Raw genomic sequence first — 7,123 nt, 5'->3', positions numbered from 1 at the left:
CGAGCGCTACCGCTGCGCATCAGCCCGACTGGCGCCCTGCCCGATGGCGCGCTGGAGCAGTTGGGGCACGCCGATGCGATCATTTACGGCACGCCGACCTACATGGGCGGCCCGGCATGGCAGTTCAAGAAATTCGCCGAGGCCACGGCCCGTATCTGGCTGGCGGAAGGGTGGAAGGACAAGATCGCGGCGGGGTTCACCAACTCGGCTTCCGTCAATGGGGATAAGGCCATGACCCTTGCCTATTTATGGACCCTGTCACAGCAGCACGGGCAGATATGGGTGGGCACCGGCCTGCTGCCCGCCAATACCAAGGCCAATGGCCCGGCGGATGTGAACTGGTCGGGCGGGTCGGTGGGCGTCATGGCCATTTCCCCTTCCGATGCCTCGACCGAGGAAGCGCCGCGTGAGGGCGATCTTGAAACCGGCCGCCTGCTCGGCCTGCGCGTGGCCCGGATCGCATCGCGCCTGCGCGTGGGGTAGCCGCGCGCGCAGACACCCCAGCCATGGGGACTGGTCTCTGGTTAAGGGCCTGCCTGTCCGATATGGAGGGGAGGGCATTTCAATCAGGGCGGTCAGGGCGTGTTTCTGCGGCAGTTGACATATCTCATAGCACTGGATCGTTACCGGCATTTTTCCCGCGCGGCGGAAAGCTGCGGCGTGTCCCAGCCCGCGCTTTCGGCGGCGATACGCCAGATGGAAGCGGAACTGGGCATTACCATCATCCGGCGTACGCGCCGGTTCAACGGCCTGACGGATGAAGGCAGGCGTGTTCTCGAGTGGGCGCGCCAGACGCTGGCGGCGCTTGACGGGCTGCGGCAGGAAGCCGCCTTCGCGCAGGAAATCGCGGGCGGCACGCTGTCCATCGGTCTCATGCCACCCGCGATGCAGACCATTCCGCTGCTGCTTGAAAGTTTTCGTACGGCGGTGCCCGGCCTGCACCTGCAGGTGCGCATGGGTTCCAGCGCCGACACCATTCACCGCCTGCGCCAGCAGCAGCTCGATCTCGGTCTGGTCTATCTGGACCAGATACCCGATGACAGCCCCTTTGACACGTTACCGCTCTATACCGAGCAGCACGTCCTCGTCGCGGTCGAGCCGCTGATCCTGCCGCCGGGACGGCAGGACTGGACCACGCTGGCCGATCTGCCGCTGTGCCTGCTGGAGCCGGAAATGCGCTCGCGCCAGATTGTCGATGCCGCCTTTCGCGGGGCGGGGGTCATGCCTGGCGTGGTGCTGGAAACCAATTCGCTGGAAGTGCTGTATGGCGAACTGCTGGCCGGGCGTCTGGCCAGCATCCTGCCGGTCGCAGCGCTGCCGACCCATACCGGGCACGCCCACCTGCAGGTGCGCCCGCTTGGCCCGTGCACGGCGCCCGAAGTGGGGCTGGTGCGGCTTACGGCCTCACTCCCCACGGCGCTGTCAACACGCATATGGAACACGGCCATGGGCCTGCACATGCGCGATGTGTTCACCATTGGCTGAGAGGCTGTCTGGAAAAAAAGCTTCATCCGGAGTGCGCGCCTATGGCGGGCTGTCGGGGGATCTGTTTCTGAACGCCTGGCGTTCATGTTGCCGGAAGGCGGACCAGTCACGCTGATAGCGGTCGGGTGACAGGGATTCGCGCGCGTTCATATCCGGGGGAATGGCGGAACTGTTTTCCCATGGCCAGGATGGGGCCGTGGGGGTGCTGCCAACGGGCAGGGGCGCAAAATGCGGAATGATGGGAGAGAAGGTTGGTGCGGGGGGAATGACCACGCTGCCGTTCCAGCCGCCGGGGGTCTGCGCCCCGGCCGGAACATGCGGGAGGCAGAGCAGGATCAACGCGAGAAACGGGCGCATGCCCCTATGGCGCGGCCTGTCTGGCATGGGACCATCGGGTAGGGGAAAGGAAGCTGGTTCCAGAAACAAAAACGGCAGGAACCGGAGTTCCTGCCGAAATCATCAGCCAATCCGGAGATTGACCGCAGAAGACTTGCCGTTACGGCCTCTTTCGAGATCATACGTCACGGCCTGCCCTTCGGACAGGGTCTGCTGGCCAGCCTGCTCGACTGCGGAGATGTGGACGAAAGCATCGGCGCTTCCGTCTTCAGGCTGGATAAATCCAAAGCCCTTCTGGGCGTTGAACCATTTAACTGTTCCTGCGGCCATATCTGGCCTCCTTGAATAACCGGCACCCCACACGAACATGCGTGGGATCAAGACTTTTCGTTTTATCGGGGATGCCAGAAGGCCGCGTGAAGAGGCTGCTTTGAAATCTTGTCCGTAGCTGAAAAGTCCAGCCGTGGGAGCCTTTCTATACACATTGAACGCAAATAGCACGTAAAATATCGGGAAAGGCCGAAATATTTCCTTTCGGGTACCAGATAAACCGTTACAGCACGCACCATTGCCGCATGAGGTTATGGTAAATATTGGTCAGTGACAGCACGGCGGGATCGAAATCTCCCAGCCGTTCCCGCAGGCTCATGACCTGCATGTCCAGATCGAACATGATCTGCCTGCGGCTTTCCTCCGCTATCATGGACTGCGACCAGAAAAAGGCCGCCAGACGGCTCCCGCGCGTGACCGGGCTTACGCTGTGCAGCGCCGTGGTGGGGTACAGCACCATGTCGCCCGCGGGCAGCCGGATGGCCTGTTCGTTGCCGTTCGTGTGGATGGTCAGTTCCCCGCCTTCATATTCATCGGGGTCGGTGAAGAACAGGGTGGAGGAGACATCGGTGCGGATGCGGGTGTGAACACCTGCGGCGAGGATGCCGCGAATGGCGTTGTCCACATGCGCGCCAAAGCTCATGCCGTTTTCATAGCGGTTGAACAGGGGCGGGCTGACCCGGTATGGCAGCACCGCGCTGTTGAACAGGGTATTGCGCCCCAACGCGCGCAGCACCAGTTCGCCCAGTGTCCGGCAGGCTTCCGAATCACGGGGCAGTTGCAGGTTGTTCTTGCTTTTGGCCGACTGCTCCCCCGCCGTCTCGCGGCCATCGGTCCATTCCGCGCTTTTCAGGATGGCGCGGCAATGACTGAGTTCATCGGCGGTAAGCAGGGCGGGAATATGCAGCAGCATGGAAAATGGCCTTGGCTGGCGTGGGGTGGCGGGATCAGTACTGTGCCGAGACGTTGAACAGGAACGACCGCCCGATGGAAGGTGTGACCCGGTTGGAGAACAGGCTGCCATAATTCAGCCGGTTATCAAGGTTATAGGCGTTCATGGCCACTTTCCAGTTGTTGTTGAAATGGTGGGCGACCATCGCGTCGAATTCCACCGTGGCGGGCACGCGCGCGGTATTGGCCTGATCCAGCCATACACCCTGCCGCCATGTTATGCCGCCGCCTATGGTCATGTTCCATGGCTGGCGCGGCGCGATTTCGTAGCTGGTCCACGCGGTGGCCTGATTATGGGGCACGTACTGGATCTGGCCGCCCTGCTTGGATGTGCTGGAACCCGCCCTGGTAATGGTCGGGTCATACAGCGCATAGGTGCCGTAGAACATCCAGTTGCGCAGCAGCGTGCCCGATGCGCTGAGTTCAAGCCCCTGGTTGCGTTCCTGGTCGCTGGTGGCGCTGATGTCGCCCGTGGTGGGGTCGGTCTGCACCGCGTTGCCCTTTTCCAGCCGGAACAGCGCGGCGGTAAAGCCGACGCGATCGTGAAACGCGCTGTATTTCGCCCCGACTTCGTACAGCGAACTGCGCTCTGGCCCGGCGCTCTGGTTCGTGCGGTTCATGGGTTCGGAGCTGTTGGTTACGTACATGCTCAGCGGCGTCGTGGACTGGGACCAGTTGAAATACACCATGAGGTTGCTGCGCGGGGTGTACATGATGCTGACGGAGGGGTTGATGGTCGTCTCGTTCTGTCCGTAATGCACATCGGGCGTGGCGGTGCTGCCGCCGGTGGCGCTGTAATGGCTGTTCCAGTTATCCCAGCGGAAACCGGCCTTTACCGACAGGTAATCGGTCAGCCACACCTGGTCCGACAGGAAGAACCCGACATCCAGCGCATCGCTGTCCTTGAAGCACTTGCGGCCCACGCCATTGCCGATATTGACCAGACGGTCCGGGTACTGGCTGCAGTTCCCCAGTGTCAGGCCCGGCACGTAGGGCGAGGGATCAAGCAGGCTGGTGCTGGGGCGGTTGCTGCCATAGGCGTAATTCTGGCGGTGGTCGGTGACGTATTCGATGTCGAAACCACCGATGATTTCATGGCGGAAACGCCCTGTTTTGAGATGGGCGATGCCCGAGAACACGTCCTGAATGGACCAGTCGCTCTGCCTGTAGGGTTCCGGGCCGCCCACGCCGCCATTGCGCGCCACCTGCGCGCTGGCCGGATCGGTGGAGAAGAAGTCCGACTGGCAGGTGGCGGACGGGGCCGAGCCGTTGATGACATTGTTGTTATAGGCCGCCGTACCCGGCGTCATGTTGGAGCATGCTTCCTGCGAGGCGGAGAAATACCGGTGATAGATCCCGCCGCGCATGTCGTTGTACAATGTCAGGATGGGGCTGACCTTCGCCGTCAGTCGTCCGGTAATCATGTCATCGCTGGTGTTGTCCTGGTCATAGGTGGTGCCGTACCAGTTGGTGCGCCTGACGCCGTATTCCGTAACCGGCCGACCGATGGCGGAACCCGGGGCATAGACGACCGGCACGCCGTAATCCGGAATGCGGTTGTCGTTCTGGTGGAAATATTCCAGAACGAACGAGACCTTCCTGCCCAGCCCGAACGCAAGCGATGGCGCGATGCCCCAGCGGTGGGAATAGATGCGGTCACGCCCCACCACATCGTTTTCATTGCCCATGCCCGACAGGCGGAAGGCGATGGTGTCGGTAAGCTGCTGGTTCACATCCAGCGTGCCGCGATAGTACGACCCGCTGCCGCCCGAAAAGCTGGCCTGGTAGCTGTTGCCAAGATGAGGGGTCTTGGTCACGATATTGATCGCGCCGCCCGTGGTGCCGTTACCGAAAACTTCCGATGATGGCCCCTTGATGACCGAAACATGGTCGTAATCGAAGCTGTCACGGGTATAGACGCCAAAATCGCGCAATCCGTTTTCATAAATGTCATTCTGGGCCGCGAAGCCACGGATCAGGAACTGGTCGCCCGCCATGCCACCTTCGCCTTCGCCCACCGATGCGGTGATGCCGGGCACGTTCTTCAGCGCTTCATCGAGGGATTTGACATTCTGCTGCTGCATCAGCACCTGCGGCACCACGTTCACGTTCTGGGGCGTGTGCATGGCGTCCTGTGGCATGCGGCTCAGGCCGATGGATTCATGCAGCACGTTCATGGGGGACGCGGTGACGTGGGTCACGTCATGCGAATGGTCCGAATCATGATCGGACAGGCTGGCGGTATCGTTCTCCTGCGGCGTGATTTCCTGGCCGGACTGGGAAACGGTGGATGATGAATCCTGCGCCGCATGTGCCCCGGATGTGACGCAGGCCAGCGCCATGCTGGCGGTCAAAAGCGAAAATGGCCTGAGTTTGTGGCGAATGGTTTTTTCTGACATCGTTGCAACAGCCTCTCAATTGCATCGAATGTCTAAAATTTATGATAATCATTCGCAATATGGGCGAGGCGGTTCTGTGTGTTGCTGTAACTTAAATGCAACAAATTCTCATTCGCACAGTCTCCCGTACATAAAAAAGCCGCCCCGCATCGTGAAAACGCGGGGCGGCCGGAACGCAGGGGGGAAGGGGTCAGAGATTGGCGATCAGCTTCAGCCCGACCAGCGCCGCATCGGGAATATGCCGGGTTTCACCGGGATGGATCATGTATTCGAATTCAGGCTGCACCAGTATGCCGGGTGTGGCGTCAATGGCGTAATAGGCTTCTATGATGTGGGAGTTCGTCTGTGGCCCGCGCACGGACGTGCCCAGCGAGTACCCGGCGTCATAGCGCAGGATCTGCGGCGGCCTTGCGGTCACTGACATGATACCACGAATACATGATGCCCAGCCGGTCGGTCACGCGCGATGGAATCACCCCGGCGAAGGACAGCCCCCCATAGGCTGATCCGAGATGGAGGTGACATGCGGGGTGTTGTGGATATAGCCCGCCATCAGGTATCCGCCCGCCATCTGGTTACGTCCGCCCCGGCGGTAGACCATCTGGTCCCCTTCGAACCAGAACATGTCCATGGGCGCGGAGCGCTGGCGCCCGGCGGCGGGCACAAGGGCGGCGGGCAGGCCGATGCCGATCTCGTCGGGGTAGCGTGTCGTGTCATGCGCGTAGCCCACCACGTAATGCCCCGGCAGGCGGTTACGGGTCAGGAAGGGCTGCCACGTAAACTCGATGGGCAGCATGAGGCCGGTCGCCTTTTCACTGCCCCATGCCCAGCCGCTGGGGTTGTCTGACAGCGCGTTGACGGAATAGGCCCCGAACTGGATGGCCGTATCGCGCGTCGGGCGCATGCGGATGCGGCTGCCCCACGTCGCTTTCGGGTACACGCTGAAACCGGGGTCCAGCTTCAGCGCCACGGGCGCCGAACAGGTGACCATGAACGAACACAGCAGCGGTGACGTGGCGAAGACATGCGTCAGCGCCATGCGGCCGAAGGTGATGTCCATCTGGTTATTCAGCAGTTTCTTTTCCGCATAGAAATCCACCAGATGCGCGACCACATTGCCCGACAGGCCATAAACTTCCTGCAGGTTGACATAATATTCCCCCACCCGGTCGTGGCTGACCGCGTGGCCCGCGCGTTCCATCACCAGCGTATGGACCGACCAGCCGGTTATGCCCGCCATTTTTTCAAGGTCGAAGTTCACCTGCGCCGTCAGTTCGTGCACATAGCTCATGCCGCGTTCCACGCCGCCATTGATCACGCCCATGGCTTCGCCCTTGTAGGTGAAGGCGAAGCTTACCCCGTGGTCGAGCAGCGTCTTGCGCAGCGGATTGAGCTGCGGGACCAGATGGCCGCTTCCCGCCGTGGGCACGTAGTACGGATCCTCCAGGTCACTGTCATGCAGGGCGTCGATCCAGGCGGGCAGCAGGGCGGACGGCCCTTCATGCGCGCTGAGCGCGTCGAGCTCGATCTTGTGGAACGACCTGTTGTCACCGGGGCTGCTGACCGGGGCGATGCTCTGGGTCGCCAGACCGGCGGACGGATAAAGCGGCACCCCGCTTGGC

Annotated in this window: 6 protein-coding genes and 1 pseudogene; 2 read left to right on the top strand and 5 right to left on the bottom strand. The window is 61.7% G+C overall.

Going from position 1 to position 7,123, the window contains the following annotated elements:
* Positions 1–483: flavodoxin family protein (locus JCM25156_RS07575; protein WP_025812657.1), on the top strand; the 483-nt coding region annotated here is incomplete at its 5' end.
* A 99-nt stretch (positions 484–582) separates the two neighbouring features.
* Entirely contained in the window at positions 583–1,485 is a 903-nt protein-coding gene (locus JCM25156_RS07570; protein ID WP_025812656.1) for a LysR family transcriptional regulator, read from the top strand.
* 39 nt (positions 1,486–1,524) lie between these two features.
* On the opposite strand, the gene JCM25156_RS07565 is transcribed toward JCM25156_RS07570, so the two are convergent.
* The 5 genes and pseudogenes from JCM25156_RS07565 to JCM25156_RS22470 all read right to left on the bottom strand — a co-directional run bounded on the left by JCM25156_RS07565 (position 1,525) and on the right by JCM25156_RS22470 (position 6,741).
* A complete protein-coding gene (locus tag JCM25156_RS07565; RefSeq protein WP_025812655.1) occupies positions 1,525–1,842 on the bottom strand; it encodes a hypothetical protein in 318 nt (105 codons plus the stop codon).
* 102 nt (positions 1,843–1,944) lie between these two features.
* Positions 1,945–2,151 (bottom strand): cold-shock protein, encoded by a 207-nt coding sequence (locus tag JCM25156_RS07560; protein ID WP_025812654.1) that lies wholly within the window; start codon positions 2,149–2,151, stop codon positions 1,945–1,947.
* A gap of 223 nt (positions 2,152–2,374) precedes the next feature.
* Complete coding sequence (locus tag JCM25156_RS07555; RefSeq protein WP_025812653.1) at positions 2,375–3,064, bottom strand: Fe2+-dependent dioxygenase; 690 nt, start codon at positions 3,062–3,064, stop codon at positions 2,375–2,377.
* 34 nt (positions 3,065–3,098) lie between these two features.
* Positions 3,099–5,501 (bottom strand): TonB-dependent receptor, encoded by a 2,403-nt coding sequence (locus tag JCM25156_RS07550; protein WP_025812652.1) that lies wholly within the window; start codon positions 5,499–5,501, stop codon positions 3,099–3,101.
* A gap of 190 nt (positions 5,502–5,691) precedes the next feature.
* Positions 5,692–6,741, bottom strand: a pseudogene (locus tag JCM25156_RS22470) (carbohydrate porin).
* Between the last annotated feature and the right edge of the window lie 382 nt (positions 6,742–7,123).

Source organism: Komagataeibacter kakiaceti JCM 25156, from assembly GCF_000613305.1.
Note: the sequence above shows the minus strand (reverse complement) of the source record. Positions and strands in the feature narration are given on the sequence as shown.